At 40.1% G+C, this 20,081-nt stretch carries 17 protein-coding genes and 1 other annotated feature; of the genes, 6 read left to right on the plus strand and 11 right to left on the minus strand.

Features of this window, described 5'->3' with window-relative positions; all coding sequences use genetic code 11:
- Positions 1-159: 159 nt before the first annotated feature.
- Positions 160-792 (minus strand): forespore capture DNA-binding protein RefZ, encoded by a 633-nt coding sequence (refZ, locus tag BANVL01_RS05320; RefSeq protein WP_066090853.1) that lies wholly within the window; start codon positions 790-792, stop codon positions 160-162.
- Between the two features lie 155 nt (positions 793-947).
- Here refZ and msrC point away from each other — a divergent pair, with 155 nt between their 5' ends.
- Positions 948-1,430 (plus strand): free L-methionine (R)-S-oxide reductase MsrC, encoded by a 483-nt coding sequence (msrC, locus tag BANVL01_RS05325; RefSeq protein ID WP_066090856.1) that lies wholly within the window; start codon positions 948-950, stop codon positions 1,428-1,430.
- A 29-nt stretch (positions 1,431-1,459) separates the two neighbouring features.
- Here msrC and megL read toward each other — a convergent pair whose 3' ends face one another.
- On the minus strand, positions 1,460-2,644 hold the full coding sequence (gene megL / locus BANVL01_RS05330; protein ID WP_066090858.1) for a methionine gamma-lyase: 1,185 nt from the start codon (positions 2,642-2,644) through the stop codon (positions 1,460-1,462).
- 92 nt (positions 2,645-2,736) lie between these two features.
- Positions 2,737-4,131: a sensor domain-containing diguanylate cyclase gene (locus BANVL01_RS05335; protein ID WP_235845487.1), complete on the minus strand. Its 1,395-nt coding sequence runs from the start codon at positions 4,129-4,131 to the stop codon at positions 2,737-2,739.
- Between the two features lie 402 nt (positions 4,132-4,533).
- On the opposite strand from BANVL01_RS05335, the gene rpsD reads away from it, so the two are divergent.
- Positions 4,534-5,136 carry a 30S ribosomal protein S4 gene (gene rpsD, locus BANVL01_RS05340; protein WP_066090865.1) on the plus strand — a complete coding sequence of 201 codons (603 nt, stop codon included), beginning with the start codon at positions 4,534-4,536 and terminating at the stop codon, positions 5,134-5,136.
- A 98-nt stretch (positions 5,137-5,234) separates the two neighbouring features.
- Here the strand turns inward: rpsD and tyrS are convergent, their stop codons facing one another.
- A complete protein-coding gene (gene tyrS, locus BANVL01_RS05345; RefSeq protein WP_066090868.1) occupies positions 5,235-6,488 on the minus strand; it encodes a tyrosine--tRNA ligase in 1,254 nt (417 codons plus the stop codon).
- Between the two features lie 43 nt (positions 6,489-6,531).
- Positions 6,532-6,752 (minus strand) — a binding site (T-box leader).
- A 137-nt stretch (positions 6,753-6,889) separates the two neighbouring features.
- Here tyrS and BANVL01_RS05350 point away from each other — a divergent pair.
- A complete protein-coding gene (locus BANVL01_RS05350) occupies positions 6,890-9,682 on the plus strand; it encodes a transglycosylase domain-containing protein (protein ID WP_066090871.1) in 2,793 nt (930 codons plus the stop codon).
- 61 nt (positions 9,683-9,743) lie between these two features.
- On the opposite strand, the gene acsA is transcribed toward BANVL01_RS05350, so the two are convergent.
- The gene (acsA, locus tag BANVL01_RS05355) at positions 9,744-11,462 is read right to left on the minus strand and encodes an acetate--CoA ligase (protein WP_066090872.1); all 1,719 of its coding nucleotides are present in this window, start codon (positions 11,460-11,462) and stop codon (positions 9,744-9,746) included.
- Positions 11,463-11,646: 184 nt separating this feature from the next.
- On the opposite strand from acsA, the gene BANVL01_RS05360 reads away from it, so the two are divergent.
- From BANVL01_RS05360 to BANVL01_RS05370, 3 genes are all read left to right on the plus strand, one after another.
- Complete coding sequence (locus tag BANVL01_RS05360) at positions 11,647-12,279, plus strand: GNAT family N-acetyltransferase (protein WP_066090877.1); 633 nt, start codon at positions 11,647-11,649, stop codon at positions 12,277-12,279.
- Between the two features lie 182 nt (positions 12,280-12,461).
- Positions 12,462-13,109 (plus strand): acetoin utilization AcuB family protein, encoded by a 648-nt coding sequence (locus BANVL01_RS05365; protein ID WP_066090882.1) that lies wholly within the window; start codon positions 12,462-12,464, stop codon positions 13,107-13,109.
- The gene (locus BANVL01_RS05370) at positions 13,106-14,278 is read left to right on the plus strand and encodes an acetoin utilization protein AcuC (RefSeq protein ID WP_066090885.1); all 1,173 of its coding nucleotides are present in this window, start codon (positions 13,106-13,108) and stop codon (positions 14,276-14,278) included. The genes BANVL01_RS05365 and BANVL01_RS05370 overlap by 4 nt, the downstream gene beginning before the upstream one ends.
- A gap of 75 nt (positions 14,279-14,353) precedes the next feature.
- Here BANVL01_RS05370 and ccpA read toward each other — a convergent pair whose 3' ends face one another.
- The 6 genes from ccpA to murC all read right to left on the minus strand — a co-directional run bounded on the left by ccpA (position 14,354) and on the right by murC (position 19,835).
- Positions 14,354-15,352 carry a catabolite control protein A gene (gene ccpA / locus BANVL01_RS05375; protein ID WP_066090889.1) on the minus strand — a complete coding sequence of 333 codons (999 nt, stop codon included), beginning with the start codon at positions 15,350-15,352 and terminating at the stop codon, positions 14,354-14,356.
- A 229-nt stretch (positions 15,353-15,581) separates the two neighbouring features.
- On the minus strand, positions 15,582-16,658 hold the full coding sequence (locus BANVL01_RS05380; protein WP_066090892.1) for a bifunctional 3-deoxy-7-phosphoheptulonate synthase/chorismate mutase: 1,077 nt from the start codon (positions 16,656-16,658) through the stop codon (positions 15,582-15,584).
- 288 nt (positions 16,659-16,946) lie between these two features.
- Complete coding sequence (gene ytxJ, locus BANVL01_RS05385) at positions 16,947-17,279, minus strand: bacillithiol system redox-active protein YtxJ (protein ID WP_066090895.1); 333 nt, start codon at positions 17,277-17,279, stop codon at positions 16,947-16,949.
- 87 nt (positions 17,280-17,366) lie between these two features.
- Complete coding sequence (locus tag BANVL01_RS05390) at positions 17,367-17,861, minus strand: YtxH domain-containing protein (protein ID WP_066090898.1); 495 nt, start codon at positions 17,859-17,861, stop codon at positions 17,367-17,369.
- 23 nt (positions 17,862-17,884) lie between these two features.
- Positions 17,885-18,346, minus strand: coding sequence for a DUF948 domain-containing protein (locus tag BANVL01_RS05395; RefSeq protein WP_066096822.1), 462 nt, complete (start codon positions 18,344-18,346; stop codon positions 17,885-17,887).
- A 190-nt stretch (positions 18,347-18,536) separates the two neighbouring features.
- Positions 18,537-19,835 (minus strand): UDP-N-acetylmuramate--L-alanine ligase, encoded by a 1,299-nt coding sequence (gene murC / locus BANVL01_RS05400; protein WP_066090901.1) that lies wholly within the window; start codon positions 19,833-19,835, stop codon positions 18,537-18,539.
- Positions 19,836-20,081 lie beyond the last annotated feature (246 nt).

A 20,081-nucleotide genomic window follows, 5' to 3' on the forward strand; every position in this document is an offset into this window, starting at 1 on the left:
ATAAGTTAATTTTCGATTCAATGCTTTTATGATACCATGTAAACGACAATTTTTGACTATAATTTTCAATTTTTTTGTAAAATAAAATAAACGGATGTTTCAAGTCCTAATTTACTCTAAAATTAGGCACATTTCGGCAAAAAAAAATAGCGAATACCGCTATTTTATAACCGCTCCCTTTTTTATTGGCACATCCGAGCAGAGGGTTTTATCAATCCATAAGTGAATTTCTTTTAAATATTTTTGCTGAAAGAACGGCTCATTTGGAAAAACGTACAAGACCTCTCTCATATAGCGTGTATTCATAAATGGCATCATTAACAGACCTTTTAGCTGGATAATTAAATAGGGAATGGAATGTGGGCGGAATTCATTCCATTCAAAGCCCCTTTCAAATATTTTCTGAAAATAGTACTTTTCCTTCAACGAATATGTCGACATGATTTCTCTGACAACTTGTGATTCAATCGACATCTCCCGATACACAAAACTGGTTAACTGAATATGTTCACTTTGATAAAAGAGCAAATCTGCCGCAATCCGCTTTAAACATTCTTTTGCACCTCTATCAATGAAAGCGTAAGCATCTTCAATTTTGCTGATATACTGTTCAAAAAAATGCATAAAGCAATATTCTAAGAGTCCCGTTTTATTCTTGAAATGGTAGGCAATGGCTGCTGGATTTACATTTGCTAAACTGGCAATATCCCTAATCGACGTACCCGAATACCCATTTGAATTAAACAACGAAATAGCGGCCTTAACTATTGCTTCTTTTGCATTCTTGTTCATTGATTATCCCCCTTCAGGTCTTCCCCATTATCCCCTTACATAATGATTCTTTGTGTCCTCGCTGATTCCTTTATGAAAATATCGACAAAGTCTGCTCATTTTCTTCTATTTCTGATAAAATAAATAATAAAGTATAAGAAAAAAGGAGAAATTTCATGTTTAACGTCGAAATGTATACTGGAAGCCGTGAAGAAAATTATGAACTTGTTATAAAGCAATTGCGTGCTCTTCTTCATGACGAGAAAAACCAAATTGCTAACCTCAGTAATGCTTCTGCCCTGTTGAATCAATTTCTTGATCGTGTTAACTGGGTCGGATTCTATCTAATAGATACAAATGGAGAACTTGTGCTGGGGCCATTTCAAGGTCTTCCTGCCTGTATCCGCATTCCTGTTGGCAAGGGTGTGTGCGGTACCGCTGCCTTGAAGCAGGAAACCATTCGTGTTGAAGATGTAAATCAGTTTCCAGGCCATATTGCTTGTGACTCTGCCTCTCAATCCGAAATAGTCATTCCGCTTGTAAAAGACGGCCAATTAATTGGTGTATTAGATATCGATTCACCAGAAACAAACCGCTTCGATGAACTAGACCAACAAAAGCTCGAAGAATTCGCAGCTGTCATTGTTGAACACTTATAAAGAAAACTCGCCTTCTGGCGAGTTTTTCGTTAAATTTTATCAAATGCCTGCTCTAGGTCTTCTTTGATATCTTCCCATGCTTCAAGGCCTACTGAGAGACGGAGCAGGGTATTCTCAATCCCCATTTTTCTCCGTTCTTCTTCCGGTACAACTGCATGGGTCATGGTAGCTGGGTGCTGAATCAATGTCTCAGCATCGCCAAGACTAACAGCAATTTTTATCAATTGTAAATGATTCATAAACTTTTGCGCAGTTTCCTTTGTTCCTTTTATGGTAAAAGAAATGAGTCCGCCTGATTGTTTCATTTGTTTTTTCATAATATCATAATCCACGTGTTCGGAATCCCCAGGAAAATAGATGGAGTCGACCTGTGCGTGATGTTTCAGAAATTCAAACAGACGAGCTGCATTTGCTGAATGGCGGTCCATCCGGACTGGAAGTGTTTTTATTCCTCTTAGCAATAGCCAGGCATCAAACGGTGAGATAATGCCGCCAATGTCCTTTTGTGTCGTTCGAGACACAATTCCAATAAATTCCTTGTTTCCGACCACCAGCCCGGCAATGACATCGCCATGGCCGCATATATACTTTGTCGCACTATGAATAACGATGTCGCAGCCTAATGCGAGAGGCGTTTGTAAATAGGGAGAACAGAAGGTATTATCGACAACAACCGGTATCCCCTTTTCATTCGCTATTCTTGCAACCATCTCCAAGTCAACAAGCTTCATAGTTGGATTTATTGGTGTTTCGATATAAATACATGCCGTATTAGGCAGAATATCATTTTCTAACGATTCCTTTGAATCCATTAATGAAAAGTCGTGTCCAATTCCATATTTCTCCTTTAACAGCTCCATCAGCCCAAATGTACAACCATAAACTCCTTGGGAACAAAGAATATGATCACCCGTTTTCGTTAATGCCACCAATACTGCACTTACAGCAGCCATCCCAGACGAAAAAGCTAAGGCTGCTTCTCCTTTTTCAAGAACAGCTATCTTGTCTTCAAGTATTTTCACCGTTGGATTTCCCAAGCGGGAATAAATAAACCCTTCTTCCTTGCCGGCAAACCTTCGTTCACCCTGTTCAGCATTTGCAAAGGTAAACGTGGATGTTTGATACAAGGGGGGAACTAAACTCCCCTGATGTTCATCGTTAGAATAGCCTGCATGAATAACTTCTGTTTCAAACCGCGATTTCTTCTTCTCCAATTTGGACCCTCCTATTTGTAAGCGTTACCAAAATTAATTATACAATATGGTGATTGGGCGCGTATCGTTAGGGCACTCAAGAAAATGAGTGCCTAGCTTACCGTTATATTGTCTCCTTGGATAATTACCTTGTTCTTTCCTGTTTCTTTGGCGATATACAAAGCTTCATCCGCTCTTTTAAATAAATATTGATAAGAATCAAGCCGCTCTTTATTCCAATAGGAAACACCACATGATACGGTAATAGGCGGATTCGTGCTTTCTGAAACCTTTTCAACTAAACTCTTTGCTAGTGCGATTCCAGTGTTCAAAGGAACCATGGGAAGGTAGATGGCCAGTTCTTCCCCGCCCCACCTTGCACCTATATCCCTTCCGTGAATGATCCTTTTAATTAAATTGGCTAACTGAATAAGCACTTCATCTCCAATTTGATGTCCATAGGTATCATTGATTTCTTTGAAATTATCGATATCGATGAGAATAAAAGTACCTTCTTCATCCTTTTTCATCGAGCGTTGGATTTTTTCATCCAAAAACTTCCGGGAATGGAGCTTTGTAAGATGGTCCGTGATGACCAATTTTTCCAATTCCTCACGAAGCAGAGAATTGGTAAGTGCTAATGATGAATGATGTAATAGTGATTGAAGCAGCTTAAATGTCTCGAATGAGAAGAAATAGGGTATTTGATGCATAATAATCGAAAACCCTTTTAATTTCTGTCTTTGAATCATTGGTACGGCCATTATGGAATGAAAGCTCGTTATATTAGCAAGGTTTAAATCTCCAATAAACAGCGGACCACTTCCTTTTTGAATCTTTTCCTTTATGTAGTCGATATAGCTTCTAGCCTGTTTTGTGAAAAAAAAGGGAGTGGAGCCTGAGAGTACTTTCACCTTTACTTGATCATGAGAAAATAGAAAAAAACCAACTTCTTCCGCATCAAATGAAGTCTTGATTTGTTCCGACATAAATGTCATGGTCTCGGTCAGCCGCAGGTTAGAATTTAAGCGGTGCGAGGTTTCGTTAATTAATTGCAAATCAGCTATGGCTCTCCTTGACTGTTGATATAGCTGGGCATTTTCTAATGCGCTTCCCGCACACCTGGCTAATAAAGTAATAAATTCAATTTCATGATCGGGAAAATGGGGAGTGTTTGGCGCTATTATCTGCAATACTCCATATACCCCCTGCCCTCCTTTTAATGGGGCATAAAGAATGGCATGATTGTCAACAATGGAATTTTCAAATTGGATATTTCCCGATACATAAGCATGTATGGCTGTCATATTTTCACTATCATAGTCAAGGTCTATTATCGGTAGGTCATTGTGGCTGTGAGTATCCTGTGAAAGAAGTAAGTAATACGAAAAGTCAGGATATACTTCTTGAAGAATAACGAATAATTCACCTAACAGAGTATTCACATCCAGGGACGAATGAAGTTTTTCGGTTATTTGAAATAATTTTTTATATTTGTTTTCTTCCAAAATTAAATCTCCTTTAAAAGCATCCATTCAATCTTCCGAGCGTCGCTTCCAGATATATACATCACAATCCAATTATAGTTAATATTGGCATACTTTTGGAAGGTTTTTTTGAATAATTTATTAATTTTTTCTACTTATTTTTTAAGCAATAGGACATTCGTGATGAAAGCAAAATTATTCTTGACTTAATGGGAATAAAAATTATATAATATTATTTGTGTAAAATATTGCAGCCTATAAGAATAAACTTAATTGTTTCATTTTGTTCCTCACACTTTTGTGATGGTGCATCGAGTAACCCTCCGCTGCTAGGGCGATGGTGCATGAAAACAAAATGACTGTTATTGTGTTTCTTAACGGTTTTTATTTTACCAAAATAAAAACACGAAGGAGGAGTCATTCATGGCTCGTTATACTGGCTCAAGCTGGAAAATTTCCCGTCGTCTTGGAATCTCTCTAAGCGGCACAGGTAAAGAATTAGAAAAGCGTCCTTACGCTCCTGGACAACATGGTCCAAACCAACGCAAAAAGCTTTCTGAATACGGATTACAATTGCAAGAAAAGCAAAAACTTCGTCACATGTACGGAGTTACTGAGCGTCAATTCCGCAATCTTTTTGTTAAAGCTGGCAAAATGAGCGGCGTTCACGGTGAAAACTTCATGATTCTTCTTGAAGCACGCCTTGACAATCTTGTTTACCGTTTAGGTCTTGCTCGCACTCGTCGTGCAGCTCGTCAATTAGTTAACCACGGTCACATTTTAGTTGATGGTTCTCGCGTAGATATCCCATCATACCGTGTAGCTCCTGGTCAAACAATCAGCGTTCGTGAAAAATCACGTAACCTTGATGTGATCAAAGAAGCAATCGAAGTAACGAACTACATTCCTGATTATGTAACGTTCGATGCTGACAAATTAGAAGGTACGTTCACTCGCTTACCAGAGCGTTCTGAGCTTGCTGCTGAAATTAACGAAACATTCATCGTTGAGTTCTACTCACGTTAATCTTTCAAAAAAACCCCCGTTCCAATTTGGCACGGGGGTTTTTGTATTAAAGAAGTTTTATTAAAAGAAGAGCTTTGGAAATCCAAAGCTCTGATTATTTAATACTTTATTAACGTATATTTCTTCTTGCCTCTTCTAATGATGGTAAACTGTCCCTCGATTTTATCGGATTCCACCAAGATGTAGCTGGTGTCCGTTACTTTCTCTCCATTTACAGTAACCGCTCCATTGGTAATGTCTTCACGCGCCTGGCGCTTGGATGGAGAAATTTTTGCGGCAACTAAAAGGTCGACCAAGTTTTCCTCAGCAGCTGACTCATAGGCTGGCACATCTTTAAAGCCTTGTTCAATCTCAGCAGCAGAAAGACTGCTAACATCACCACTAAATAATGCTTGCGAGATCTTAATCGCCTGCTCTAATGAATCCTCGCCATGGATAAGACGAGTCATCTCTTCCGCTAATGCCTTTTGCGCTTTACGGAGATGCGGTTCTTCCGCAACAGCTGTTTCCAAATTCTCGATTTCCTCATGAGAAAGAAAAGTGAAAAACTTTAAATATTTGATAACATCGGCATCGGCTGTATTAATCCAGAACTGATAGAACTCATAAGGTGTAGTTTTTTCAGGGTCAAGCCAAACAGCGCCGCCTTCTGTCTTTCCAAATTTCGTACCATCTGCTTTTGTCACCAGCGGAATTGTTAAAGCATATGCCTTTGCCCCTTCAGGCTGCATTTTCCGAATTAATTCTAACCCAGAGGTAATGTTACCCCATTGGTCACTGCCGCCAATTTGCAGTTTACAATTATGGTGCTGATACAAATGATTGAAATCCATTGCCTGTAAAATGGTATATGTGAATTCGGTAAATGAGATACCTGTCTCAAGCCGTGAGGCAATCGTGTCTTTTGCGAGCATGTAATTAACACCGATATGCTTGCCGATGTCACGTAGAAAAGTAACAATATCCATCGACCCGGCCCAATCGTAGTTATTCACCATCGTCGCGCCATTTTCACCCTCAAATTCAAAAATAGCTGCTAACTGTTTTTGGATACCGGCGACATTTTCCTGAACCTTCTCTAAGGTTTGAAGGTTGCGCTCTTCGCTCTTTCCACTAGGATCGCCAATTAACCCTGTTGCACCGCCGACTAATACGATGGGACGGTGTCCATGTTGTTGAAATCTTCTCAGTGTTAAAAACGGAACCAGGTGTCCGATGTGTAAACTGTCCGCCGTCGGATCGGCTCCGCAATATAGTGAGATTTTCTCTGTATCAAGAAGCTCTTTTAACCCTTCAGCGTCCGATTGCTGGTAAATAATTCCTCTCCATGCTAAATCCTGTAATAAATCCATTCTAAATCCCTCCAACTTCAAAATAAAAACGCCCCTGCAACAATGCAGGGACGTAATTTTACGCGGTACCACCCAGCTTGAGGGTATTATCCTCCAACTCGAAAAAAATAACGGTTATCACCGTTCTCCGTTACTAATAATATAATTCACAGAGAAAGCTCAAGGAGGTAATTCACTCTTCTATATGTGCCGGCTCCCACCACCGCCAGGCTCTCTATAAACAGGGATAGAAGAACTACAATTGGTTCCCTTCATAGCTTTAATATAAAATTAACTTATAGTTTTTTTATCATATTTCTCGATGACTGTCAAACACAAACTGGAAATTTCAGAAAAATGTTGAAGTTTGTCAGTTTTTAAACCTGCTATATGCTATAATGTATGTGATTTTAGAAGAGGTGATGCTTTTGAAAAATGAAAAATTACAAGCATGGTTGGAAAAAGCTAAATCCGCACTTAACTTGTTTACTCATAAAAAAACGGTGAAAAGTGCACGAATCACATATCAAGTCGTTTGGAACTTATTTCTCCTTATTTTGACCGTTGTCATTATTGGAGGCTCATTCGGTGCAGGGGTTGGGGCCGGCTATTTCGCCTCGCTTGTAAAGGATGAACCCGTGCGCTCATACGAAAGTATGAAAAAGGATATTTATAATTACACAGAAACATCGGAATTATATTTTTCTAATAATGTCTATCTTGGTAAGCTTAGAACCGATCTTGAACGCGAAGAAGTGACGGTTGATCAAGTATCGAAGGATTTGATTAACGCGGTTGTCGCTACAGAAGATGAATACTTTTACAAGCATAATGGCGTCGTCCCAAAAGCTGTTTTTCGCGCCGTTTTCCAGGAAGTATCCAACTCTTCTGTCCAAACAGGCGGCAGTACCTTAACACAGCAATTAATAAAAAACCAAATCCTAACCAATGAGGTTTCCTTTCAAAGGAAGGCCAATGAAATATTACTTGCCCTCAGGTTAGAGAAGTTCTTTGACAAAAAAGAAATTCTTGAAGCTTACTTGAATGTTTCAACCTTTGGAAGAAACTCATCCGGGCGAAACATTGCCGGTGTACAAACGGCTGCTAAAGGGATTTTCGGTAAGAAAGCAAGTGAATTAAACTTGGCACAATCAGCTTTCATCGCTGGGCTGCCGCAAAGTCCATTTGGCTATACCCCTTTTACAAGAGAGGGAACAATTAAGAACAATCTTGAACCAGGACTTAGCCGGATGAAAACAGTATTAAAGCGAATGTTTGACGGCGGGTATATAAACCAGAAGCAGTACGCCGATGCATCTGCCTATGATATCACGAAGGACTTTATCGCGCCGGTTGCAAATCCGCTTGAAAGATACCCGTGGCTGACGGTTGAAATTGAAAAGCGTGCCATCGAGACTATGACTACTGTGCTAGCACAAAAGGACGGCTATACAGAAAAAGATTTAAAAAATGATGATAATCTTTATTACAAGTACAAGACATTGGCTAACCATAATTTGCATCAAAATGGCTACGAAATTCATACGACAATTGATAAAGATATTTACGATGTGATGCAGCAGGTAAAGGACAATTATAAATACTATGGAGCAGATAAACCTCAGGAAGTGGAAGACCCGGAAACTGGAGAAAAGAAAACGATTATGGAGCCTGTCGAAGTTGGAGCAGAACTAATCGAAAATAAGACCGGGAAGATTATTAGCTTTGTTGCCGGAAGGGATTACAACAAACAGCAGCTTAATCATGCAACTAGTGCTTACAGGCCAAATGCGTCCACGATGAAACCGCTTCTTGTCTATGGCCCTGCAATCGAATTAGGTAAAGCGGCACCGGGAACACCGTTGCCAAATGTAGAATTATATTTGGATCCCAGTAGAAATAAACCATGGCCGCGAAATTACAGTGGAGGTTATAGCGGCTTAGTATCTGCCCGCTATGCGCTTGCAAAATCCTATAACGTTCCAGCCGTAAAACTATACAAAGATATTGTTGATCAACAACCAGCAAAGTACTTAGAAAAAATGGGATTTACTTCTCTTATAAAGCCTGATTATACAAACCTTTCAGCCGCCATCGGATCGCTGGAGAAAGGCGTGACGATTGAGGAGAATACGAATGCATTTAGTACGTTTGCAAACAATGGGAAATTTATTGATGCCTATTTGATTGATAAAATTGTTGATAAAAACGGCAAGATTATCTATCAGCATGAAGTGAAGCCGGTCGATGTTTTCAAACCGCAAACAGCTTATATAACCCTTGACATGATGCGGGATGTAGTTAAAATGGGGACAGCCTCTGGAATAAACAGTAAATTAAATTTCAAATCCGATTGGGCTGGGAAGACAGGAACAGGTAATGAATATACAGATTCCTGGTTTGTTGCGACAAATCCAAACGTAACCTTTGGCATTTGGACTGGTTACGATACGCCAAAATCGCTGCAGTCTAAAGGAGTGCTGTCTTACAGCCAGCGGACAAATAACCTTTGGGCTGAATTAATGAATGCAGCTTATAAAATCAGGCCGGATTTGGTAGCGCCAAAAGAATCCTTTACCATGCCAGAAGGAATTGTGAAACGATCCTATTGTGCTGTTTCAGGGATGCTGCCGTCCAGTGCGTGTTCAAAGGCCGGTTTAATCGAAAGTGATTACTTTAACGTCAAAGATGTTCCGACGAAAATTGATGATAGCTTGATTGAAGGAAAGTTTGTCACGATTGGAGGCAAAAGATATTTAGCGTTAGATTCTACCCCAAATGAGTTTGCCCAGTTTGGTCTTATCTTAAACCCGGACTTTATTACTCGAATGGTCGGAAAGAATTTCAAAAATACCAGACAGCTTATTCCTGAGAGAGATCGTTGGGGAAAAATTCTGGTTCCAGACGCCAAAATGGTCGATAACGGGAAGAAGCCTGATAGTGTTCGTTTAACAGCGTCAGGTAATAGATTAACTTGGTCAGCAGCATCGGATAATGATATTGTGGGCTACAGAGTCTACCAAGGGAATGTATTTTCAACAAAAGTCGCGAGTGTTATCAACGGTTCGAGCCTTTCATATAATGCCGGAAATGGTGTTTATTATGTAACAGCAGTCGATATCGCTGGTAACGAATCCGCTCCATCCAATCTTGTTGAGGTCGGAGCTGCAATACCCGCACCTGAAAAAACTGAAACACCTGTAACAACACCATAATACTAAAAAACCGCACCGATCATTTGACCGGTGCGGTTTTAATTTGCGCTTTTCTTATTGATTAATCCTCCAATGTGGAAAGGTCGCCTGCTGGTAAATTAAGCTCCCAAGCCTTCAAGACGCGGCGCATAATTTTACCGCTTCTCGTCTTCGGCAGTTTGTCGCGGAAATCAATTTCCCTCGGCGCTGCATGGGCAGCAAGACCCTTTTTCACAAATTGCCTGATTTCCTCTTTAAGTTCATCTGACTGTTCATATCCGTCCCTCAGGGCGATAAAGGCTTTGATGATTTCCCCTCGAACCGGGTCCGGCTTTCCGATAACACCAGCCTCTGCAACAGCGGGATGCTCAACAAGCTTGCTTTCTACTTCAAATGGTCCAACACGCTCACCGGACGTCATGATGACATCATCAACCCGGCCTTGGAACCAGAAGTACCCGTCCTCATCCATATAGGCCGAATCTCCGGAGACGTACCAGTCATTTGGCATAAAGTAGGATTCATATTTCTCTGGGTTATTCCAAATCGCATTCATCATCGATGGCCAGCCTTTTTTAATCGCGAGGTTCCCCATTCGATATGGCGGGAGCTCATTCCCTTGATTATCGACAATAGCAGCCTCCACTCCTGGAATTGGTTTACCCATCGAACCTGGCTTAATTTCCAAGCAAGGATAGTTACTAATCAGTTGTGCACCTGTTTCAGTCATCCACCAGTTATCATGAATCCGTTTATTAAATACCTTTGCCCCCCATTTCACTACTTCCGGATTCAACGGTTCACCAACACTCAGCACGTGCCTGAGGCTGCTTAAATCGAATTTCTTAACAACCTCATCCCCTGCACCCATTAACATCCTGAAAGCGGTCGGAGCACTATACCAAACCGTGATCCCAAAATCTTCAATCATTTGATACCAGGCTTCAGGACTAAAGCGTCCGCCAATAATCACATTGGATGTTCCTGTTAACCAGGGGCCGAATATTCCATAGGAAGTCCCGGTAACCCAGCCAGGATCGGCCGTACACCAGTAAACATCTTCCTCTTTTAAATCCAGGACCCACTTTGCTGTTTGGTAATGCTGAATCATTGCATTATGTACATGCAATACTCCTTTTGGTTTCCCTGTAGAACCAGATGTATAATGCAGAATTAGACCATCTGTCCGGTCCACCCATTCAATTCGTAATTCCTTACTTGCCTCTCTAAATCTGTCCAAGAAATTAATATAAGGGCCTTCTTCTTCTACATTTTTTCCGACTAGGAAAATATGCTTTAATGCCGGTAGTTCATTTACTGGAACACGTTCAAGCAATTCTGGGGTCGTAACTAATACTTTAGCTTCACTGTCTTGCAAACGATCTCTGACAGCCCCTTCCATAAAGGCCTCAAATAATGGGCCGACAATGGCGCCAAGTTTAATCGCTCCCAAAACTGTAAAGTAAAGCTCGGGAGAACGCGGCATGAAAATAAATACACGGTCACCCTTTTCTACATCACCATAATTTTTTAACACATTCCCAGCTTTGTTTGAAAGATCTTTCATTTCCTTAAAGGTGTACTTTTCATTTCTTGATGCATCCCGATAGTATAAAGCAACCTTATTTTTTCGGAAGGTTTTGGCGTGGCGGTCAATCGCCTCATAGGCCAAATTAACAAGCCCCGTTTCGCTCCAAGAGAATGCCTTCTCGGTTTCTTTCCAGTCGAATTGCTTGTACGTTTCATCATAATTACGTAAATTATGTTCCCCCTGCACAACTGGCAACGCTTCCACTTTCATTCCAATCTCCCCCTCTTGAAGAATATGAGATTATTATAGTACAAATAGTAACTATTCACAATTTTAAAAATACACTTGTTATTATTTTAATATTTTTTACAAAACTGAAAATTTCGTAAAATCCTTTTTGTTTTTATGTATAATAGAATTGAAACACAAACGATCTTACCGGGTAGGTGACCGTATGGAACACAAAAAGACTTATAATGCTAAACAATTGAAAACTCCTCATGGGAACTTAATTATTGAAGGCCCTATTTCTTCAGATAAACTAGCAGGCTATGAATTTCATGAAGATCTTGTCGCATTTCGCCCCCCTGCCCAGCAGCATCAGGCCTTAATTGGGATTGCGAAACTAGAAGAAGGCAGGATTATTATCGCCAGAAACCGGCATACCATTGTTGGTTATGTAACCTACCTTTACCCAGACCCGCTAGAGCGCTGGTCTGAAGGAAAGATGGATAATTTAATCGAACTTGGGGCCATTGAGGTGATTCCAGAATTCAGAGGCTGCTCCGTGGGTAAAAACCTGTTAATCGTATCGATGATGGATGACGCGATGGAGGATTATCTGATTATCACAACAGAGTATTATTGGCATTGGGATTTAAAAAACACCAAATTAAATGTGTGGGAATATCGCAAAATCATGGAAAAAATGATGAATGCTGGCGGATTAGTATGGTATGCGACAGATGATCCCGAAATATGCTCACATCCGGCTAACTGCCTTATGGCTCGTATTGGTAAACGCATTGATCTCGAAACCGTGCAAAAATTTGACCGGCTCCGCTTTATGAATCGGTTCATGTATTAATAGAAAAGCGGAAGCGCCCTGGTCAGCGGCGTATGGCCTGGAGCGCTCCAACTGAGATAAAGGAAACACGGTGAACGGAGTGAACCGATGTTGACTTATCGTAGGGCGGAGTGCGAAGGACACTAGCCGCTAGGGCGCTGGAGCTAGACATGGGAAAATTTTTTAATTAGGGGGATTTCCTAATGATTGTAGAAGAAATTATGAAAACAAATGTGGTAACTTTACAACCGACAGACTCCATTGCTGATGCCATCCAAGCAATGGAGATAAATAATATCCGCCATATTCCTATCGTAAATCATGAAGGTAATTTAGTCGGTCTTGTCACCATTTCCCGATTGAAAGAAGCAACACCTTCGACTTTTCGGACGAATGAGAATCCAGACGATTTGAAAAAACCACTTGAAGTGATTATGGAGCGCAATGTCATCACCGGACATCCGCTTGATTTTGTTGAGGAAGTTGCAGCCGTTTTTTACGAACATAAAATCAGCGCCATTCCAATCATAAAGGACAAGAAATTAATCGGTATTATTACTGAAACAGATTTACTGCGAACCATGGTCGAGTTAACAGGCGCCCATCAGCCGGGGTCGCAAATTGAACTAAGGGTTCCGAATATCTCCGGTGTTCTCAGTAATATTGCTGATATCATTCGCAAGCGAAAAGCAAATATTCTTAGTGTACTTGTTTACCCGGATAAACAGGATGAGCAATATAAAATCCTTGTCATTAGGGTTCAATTAATGAATCCATCAGGATTAATTCATGAACTTAAAATGGCTGGTCATCATGTCTTATGGCCAAATCTGCCAGGAATTTCTTTATGAAAGATCGCGCAGCCTTTATTTATTCAGAAGAACTGCTGAGTTATAAATTCAGCAGTCATCATCCTTTCAATCAATTCCGGCTCAAACTAACAGTAGACTTATTAAATAGAATTCATGGATTAGATTCAGAACATATTATTGCGCCAAGAATGGCAACAGAAGAAGAGCTTGCTCTTATTCATGATCCAAGCTACATAGATGCAGTAAAAAAAGCAGGCCATGGGCAGCTTCCAAACGAAATTGCCGAGAACTATGGCTTGGGTACTGAAGATACTCCTGTATTTGCTAATATGCATGAGGCGAGCTCTTTGTTAGTTGGCGGTACACTGACAGCAGTCGATCAGGTGATGACTGGCAAGGCGCTGCACGCCCTCAGTCTTGGCGGCGGTTTGCATCACGGTTTTCGCGGAAAAGCCTCAGGATTTTGCATTTACAATGATAGTTCAGTAGCGATTAAATATCTTCAAGAAAAATATGATGCCCGTGTTTTATATGTCGATACAGACGCACATCACGGTGATGGTGTCCAATGGTCCTTTTATGATGATCCTAACGTATGTACCCTGTCGATTCATGAGACTGGAAGATATTTATTTCCTGGAACCGGAAACATCAATGAGAGAGGCCAGGGATTGGGCTACGGCTATTCTTTTAATATTCCGGTAGATGCCTTTACTGAAGATGAATCGTGGCTGTATGCCTACACACAAGCCCTTAAGGAAGTAGCTGAGTTTTTTAAGCCGGATGTGATTTTGACACAAAATGGGGCCGATTCCCATTATTATGATCCTTTAACACATTTATCAGCTACGATGAAGATTTACCGGGAAATTCCAAAGCTCGCCCATGAAATTGCCCATCAATATTGTGGTGGAAAATGGATTGCGGTAGGAGGCGGCGGTTATGATATTTGGAGGGTTGTGCCGAGAGCCTGGGCTCACATTTGGTTGGAAATGACGGAAAACTCCAATTGTTATGGCCGTTTACCTGCTGATTGGGTAGATTACTGGCAAAAGGAATCACCTGTAACATTGCCAAAGGAATGGGAAGACCCTGAGAACTTATACACCCCAATCCCTAGGAAAGCGGAGATAACAGAGAAGAATTTAATCACGCTAGAAAAAGCACTTTATCCGATTCGTAATCAGAATAAAAGTCAATCAAGTTAAAGGGCCGCCATTACGTTTGGCAGCCCTTTTTTATTATCTAACTTCGAGTTCAATGAGTCTCGATTGCATTGCTAATTACTTCGTCGATTGACGGTGTTCAATTCGGTGCGGAAGGACAACAATGTGTTCACTTGTTTTCTCTTTATTCATTAATTTTGTTAACAGCCTCATGGCAACGGCACCAATATCATATAACGGCTGAACGACAGTTGTCAGTTGCGGGCGTACCATCAACGACAGCCTTGTATTATCAGAAGTGATAACCTCAAAGTCGTCAGGAATTTTATAGCCTTTATCTTCTGCCCCATGGACAACTCCCAGTGCCATTTCATCAGCGCCGACTAAAATAGCCGTTGGTCTCTCTGGTGCATCAAGTAATTTCTCCACTGCTTCAATGCCGGAGTCATACGTATAGTCACCTTCAACAACCAAGTCTTCATTATAAGGGAGCCCAGCTTCTTGCAGTGCTCTTTGGTACCCTTTGAGTTTTTTCAAGGCATTTTTCGGCTCATGAAGAGGCCCAACAACAAAGGCAATATCCTTATGTCCCTTTTCAATGAATTCTTTAACAGAATCAAAAACAGCCTGTTCATAATCAATATTTACAGAAGGAATCTGATTCGACTCTTCAATAGAGCCAGCAAGAACGATTGGTACAGGCGATTTTTCAAACTCCTCCACATGGTCCGCGGAAATATTTCCTCCCATGAAGACAATCCCATCCACTTGTTTGCCCAGCATCGTATTAAGCAAATGAAATTCCTTCTCCTTATTTTGATCAGAATTACTCAAAATAATATTGTACTTATACATCGTGGCAATGTCTTCAATTCCGCGGGCTAATTCAGCAAAAAAGATATTTGAGATATCTGGAATGATGACACCTACAGTTGTTGTTTTTTTACTCGCTAATCCCCTGGCAACAGCATTCGGACGGTAGCCCAATCTTTCGATGACTTCTAAAACCTTTTTGCGGGTCACTGGTTTTACATTTGGATTACCGTTGACTACACGGGAAACGGTTGCCATGGAAACATTGGCTTCTCTTGCAACGTCATAAATAGTTATATTCACTAATAACACTCTCCTAAAACGTACATTGTTTTCTTTATTTTACAACATCTAATATAAATCTACTCATTGTGAGGAAATATACAATCTGATATATGTATTTAATCATACGATAAGAAGATTAAAGCCGCAATTGCATTTGTCAACATTTTTCGTAATTTCTCGATATTTTATTTAAAAAACCTTCTGCTTGAAGACTGCAGAAGGTTTTTAATAGGATTTCCATGTGTTTTTAAATCCGAACAAAGTGTGATGCGAGCAATTCATTATAGAAATTGTCAAATTGGTTCAGGTCCATTTGCTGCTGGGCATCGGAAAGGGCAACCGCAGGGTCCGGATGGACTTCAGCCATTACTCCGTCTGCTCCAATAGCAATAGCGGCCTTCGCTGCCGGCAGCAGTAAATCTCTTCTTCCAGTAGAATGGGTTACGTCAACCATGACTGGCAAGTGTGTTTCTTGTTTTAAAATTGGGACTGCTGAAATATCTAGAGTATTTCTTGTTGCTCGTTCGTAGGTTCTAATCCCGCGCTCACACAGAATGATTTGTCCATTCCCCTGTGCCATAATGTACTCAGCAGCATTGATGAATTCTTCGATTGTTGCTGCAATACCTCTTTTTAACAAAACAGGTTTCTTAACGGCACCGGCTGCTTTCAGTAATTCAAAGTTTTGCATATTCCGTGCCCCAATTTGAATGACGTCGATATAGTCAATCGCCATTTCAATATCTGCAGGATTTACGATTTCACTGATAACAGCCATATCGAATTCATCTGCTACCCGTTTTAGAATTTTTAATCCTTCTACCCCAAGACCTTGGAAATCATACGGAGATGTTCTAGGTTTATAGGCACCGCCGCGAAGCAGCTTTAGGCCTTTTTCTTTCATTGCTTTCGCAACGGTTGCCACTTGCTCATACGACTCTACCGCGCAAGGGCCGAAAACGAAATGCGGCTTTCCATCGCCAATATTGTCACCTTTTAAGGTGACAATTGTATTTTCAGGCTTCTTCTTTCTCGAAACAAGTAACGCTTTCTCATGGTCATCCTTTTGCAAATCTAGGCCAGCTTTAAAAATTTCTTTAAAGATATGATCGATGGTTGAATTTTCAAACGGACCATCATTATGCTCCTTAATGACCTCTAGCATTTTTCTTTCACGGACTGGATCGTAACGGTAAACCCCTTGATTTCCTTTTACTTGTCCAATTTCTTGGACGAGACCTGCTCTTTCATTAATCAGCCTCAGCAGCTCCAAGTTAAGTTCGTCGACACGCGCCCTTAGTTGATCTAAATCATTTTTGCCCATCCATCGTCCCCGTCCTTTCATTTGCAAATCAGTCTAATACCAGAGTTTGTTCCATTCAATCAATCATGAGATATTAGCTTACAAGCAAATATTTTTAAATTTTATAATTTTTTTAATTAGGATTTATTATAGCGGAAATATATTTCTTTGTCACCTCTTTTTTCTTTAACAATTAAACGCTTTTAAGTATTAAAGAGTGGTTTTTTTCTATTTTATTAAATTATGTTCAAAACAACTAGTTTGTGCTGCATTTACGGCAATTTTTTTCTTTTGCCGGCAGGTACTGCCCTATTGGTTTTCCGTCCTCGCATTTACTAAAGCACGATTCGTTATTTTCCAGTGGGAAGCATTCCAGGATGCTGCTCCGCTCGAAAAAAGAATCGCTTGCGGGGATTCGTGCTTGATTTGGAATTTCTCCGCTATTTCGTTAGACAACGGCCGTGATTCCTGAACAGCTAAGTAATACGTTGGAATATCTTGATGTTCATCAGCATATTTTTCATATTCTTTATACGCTGCATGACTAATTGGACAAGTTAAACTATGTTTTAAAAGAAAAAACTTGCTTTCTTTTTCTACCAGTTGATTAAATTCTTCAACGGAATCAAGTTTCTTAAGCACGGCGCTCCGCCCCTTTTCTATAAATAAAATAAATAAACGGTGAAGCCATTTTATCACTCCACCGTTTGTATCACAAATAAATTCCCTTTAAAGCTTTACCTTACTCTCTTCCGTGTCAAAAGCTTTTTGGGCTTCCTCCAGCTTTTTTCTTATTTCCGAGCTGTCTAATGTTCCAATCGGAATGGTTTTTTTGATGGTTTTCTTTTCTTTTGGTTCATGAATTGGAATAAAGGTTAAATCTGCTTCATCCCCGGCTTTATCTTGGCTGCTAGTTCTTCCTGTTACTTTCTTTATTAGGTCAGAGGATTGCTGGACGAGCCCTTGGGAAAGAGAAGATGTTTTAGTGGCCAATTCATTGCTTTTGTTCTTCACACTTCCCCGCAATTGAATCGTTTTATCCATTAAAGAACCAGCTTGATTTGTTACTGCATTTCGAAGCTCTTTTCCCGTTTTAGGCGCCAAAAACAGCGCTGCAGCAGCCCCCGCAACACCGCCAATTAGGGCTCCAAGTAAAAAGCTGTTCGAAGACCCCTCATTCCGAGCTTGATTCGTTTCACGTGATTCATATTCTCTATTGGCCATCAATTGAAACCTCCTTGAATTTTCTAATGGGATCTTACCCTCTTGCCATCAGCTGGGCTTATTTTATTTTTTGCTTCTTTTCTAGCCTGCCAGTTATCCTTTAGTTCAAGCAGGACATTACTCCATTGAACAATTTGCGAGATTTTCTCTTTATTTTCAACTACCTGCTTATCAACTGAATTCGTAATGTTCTTTAACGTGTCATTAAATTTAGTAACTGTTGTCCCAACGTCCTTTACCGCATCAACCACACTATTTAAACTTTCGGATTTATGCTGAATATCCTCCGCTAGTGCGTTTGTTTTTTGCAGCAGCATCGTCGTTTCACTTGTCACACCATTCAGTTGTTTTTCCAATCCAGTTAACGTTTTCGAGACGCTTGTCAGTGTACCTTGAAGTGATTTAAGCGTTTTTGATAAATAAATAACAAGCACTAAAAACGCAATCGCAATCAAGGCTACACTTAAGTATAAAATAATTTGCATCATGCACCCCCGCCTTAATCATATCATTATGTATTACCCAGCCAAGATGGATATAAACCTCACTAATTATCTTATAATAGTTCCCTATCTTTGTCTTGTTTTCCTGCCTTTTGTTCTGAAAAATTCACTCTGGCGTTTATTTTCTTATAACATAAAAAGATGCCGGTAAAATGCCCGGCATCCTTTTACATTAGGACAGCTGTTTTTCGTAAGATTCCTGGAACTTCTGAATATCTCCAGCGCCCATAAAAATAATGACACTGTTGGTATGTTCATTTAAGACGGAAGTGTTTTCTTCGGTAATAATTTCAGACTCAGCGATTTTATCTTGTAAGTCCTTAATAGACAACTTTCCATGATTTTCCCGTGCCGAGCCAAAGATCTCACATAAATACGTTTTATCAGCCAGGCGTAAACTTTCGGCAAAATCCTCTAAAAAGGCCTGTGTGCGCGTAAATGTATGCGGCTGGAAGACAGCGACAATCTTTTGATCAGGATATTTCTGTTTAGCTGCCTGAATGGTGGCTTTAATTTCTGTTGGATGATGGGCATAATCATCAATTAATATTTGTGTCCCGATTCTTTTTTCAGTGAATCTTCTTTTCACACCTTGGAAAGTTGTTAAAAGTTCCTTAACGACTTCCACATTTATTTCTTCATAATGGCATAAACCAATCACGGCCAGTGCATTTAAAATACTATGGTCGCCAAAGGTCGGAATCGAAAAGGTATCAAAAAATGTATTCCGAATAAAAACATCAAAGCTTGTTCCATTTGTTGTTTTGACAAGATTTTTGGCTTGATAGTCATTTTCTTCACCAAATCCGTAAAACAAAACAGGAACTTTTGCCTGAATTTTTTGCAGCTGCTCATCATCACCATAAGCAAATATCCCTTTTTTCACTTGGATCGCCATTTCTTGGAAGGCCGAAAAAACATCCTCAAGGTTGGCAAAATAATCAGGGTGATCAAAATCAATATTTGTCATGATGGCATAGTCTGGAAAGTACGATAGGAAGTGCCTTCTGTATTCGCATGCTTCAAACACAAAATATTCAGCACCTTCTTGGCCCTTACCTGTTCCGTCGCCAATTAAATAAGAAGTGGGCTTAGCTCCCTCTATTACATGTGCAAGCAGTCCGGTTGTGGACGTTTTTCCATGTGCACCGGTAATCGCCACACTTATGAAGTTTTGCATAAAATCGCCTAAAAAGCGATGGTAACGTACAATAGGAAGTCCAAGCTTCATCGCCTCTTGAATTTCCTCATGGGTATCAGGAAAAGCATTCCCTGCAATTATCGTCAATCCTGGCTTGATATTTTCCTTTTGAAAGGGAAGGATTGTAATCCCTGATTGTTCAAGAGCATCCTGAGTAAAAAAATGCTTTTCATAATCAGAGCCTTGCACTTGAAATTTCATATCGTGTAGAACTTGTGCAAGTGCACTCATTCCAGACCCCTTTATACCTACAAAATGGTAAATAGTCATAGAAGAACCTCCAACGAACGTAATACTGTAAACAGTATATGACATCTGTCTGTATTTGACATTATTTAAAACCTTACTAAAAAATGGAATAAGGTTCATTTACGTTTTTAAAAATCATTTCATTATTATAACATTGTTCCTTAAGAAAAACTATTTGATAACCTTTGCTGTTAAATCCGTTCCGGTCAGTGTACTATTTATTCTTCGTCCCTGTCTACAATGAATGCAAAAGATAAATAAAAAGTA

Origin of the sequence: Neobacillus novalis NBRC 102450 (genome assembly GCF_001591805.1) — a bacterium.
Lineage (GTDB): Bacteria > Bacillota > Bacilli > Bacillales > Cytobacillaceae > Neobacillus > Neobacillus novalis.